This is a genomic window from Achromobacter sp., assembly GCF_057314935.1.
This window is the reverse complement of record NZ_DBHKZA010000055.1, coordinates 43729-44937: the sequence shown is the minus strand read 5'-3', so window position 1 is coordinate 44937 and position 1209 is coordinate 43729. Positions and strand designations below refer to the sequence as shown.

Genomic DNA, 1209 nt, shown 5'->3' with positions numbered 1-1209 from the left:
ACACCCGCTTGTACATGATGGTCGTCGCGTCCAGCTTGCCGGCATCGTGCGGGTCGCGGCTGAAATCCGGGATCTGCCCGACGGTCACATAGCCCAGCGACGCATACAAAGGCTCGGCGCTGTCGCCGGTGCGCGTATCCAGCGTGATCAGGCTGCGGCCGATGCGCGCTGCGTGGGCGTGGGCCTCGCGCATCAAATGCCGGGCAATGCCGCGGCGGCGGAAATCGGGGTGCACCAGAAGCTTGCGCACTTCGGCGCGGTGGGGCTGATTGGGCGGCGTGTCGCTATCCAATTGCACCGAACCGGCAATGCGGCCATCTTGACGCGCCACCCATAGCGCCAGCTTGCCGCCGGCGACCGCCGGCAGGATCTTGTTGCGCCAAAAGGCTTGCGCATCGTCAGGGGAATACGGCAGCACGAAGCTGACGCTGGCGCCGCCTTGCACGCAGGCATGCAGCAGCTCGCCGAGCGCGGGCAGGCTGGCGGCGACGTCATCCGCCGTCAGCAGGGTCAATTCAATGGGAGCGTGGTCGTGGGACATGGGGTTTCAGACGATGAAGAGCAGGTAGCGGGCGCCGCAATGCGGCGGTGTGATGAATTGGCTGGCGCCGAACAGCTGGTAGCGCAGGCAGTCGCCCGGCGCCAGGATGTGGGTCTGTCCGTCGACGGTGATATGCAATTCGCCTTCCAGCATCAGCAGGTGGTGCTCCAGCCCCGGCCGCGGCGATCGCTCGTAGCCGATGCGGGCGCCCGCCGCCAGCTCGCAGGCCAGCACTTCTCCCGCCAACTGCTGCGCGGGCGGGGACACCGAACGCCGCCGGAAGCCTGCGCTGTCGTCGACCCACACGGCCTGGGCATGCTCGGGCACCAATGGCGCGAAATCGTCTTCCACCATCACCATCAGCCTCGACATGGTCAAGCCATGGGCCGCGCACAGCTTGCCCAGCACGCTGGCCGTGGGGCTGACCTCGGCGTTTTCCAGGCGCGAGAGCGTGGCGCGGCTGACGCCAGCCATTCCGACCAATTCGTCCAGGGACCAGCCGCGCGCCAAGCGCAAGGCCTTCAGGCGCTGGGCGATGCGGCGGTCCAGATCAACATCAATCGTTGCGTTTTCCATATAAGGGAATTTATTCCAAATATGGAAAACCATCAAGACCCGGTGCCTGCCACTTTTTTCGGCACAATACGGGCATGCTTTTGGCCAAACCC

The 1209-nt window shown here is 65.4% G+C and carries 2 protein-coding genes; both read right to left on the bottom strand.

Annotation, left to right across the window (positions count from 1 at the left end):
- The coding region (locus ACO6D5_RS19860) for a GNAT family N-acetyltransferase (protein WP_485826309.1) at positions 1-541 on the bottom strand (541 nt) is incomplete at its 3' end.
- Positions 542-547: 6 nt separating this feature from the next.
- A complete protein-coding gene (locus ACO6D5_RS19855) occupies positions 548-1117 on the bottom strand; it encodes a helix-turn-helix domain-containing protein (RefSeq protein ID WP_485826308.1) in 570 nt (189 codons plus the stop codon).
- Between the last annotated feature and the right edge of the window lie 92 nt (positions 1118-1209).

Excerpts from the sequence above, each read along its gene's own strand:
- ACO6D5_RS19855 (WP_485826308.1), bottom strand. The coding sequence starts at position 1,117 with ATGGAAAACGCAACGATTGATGTTGATCTGGACCGCCGCATCGCCCAG.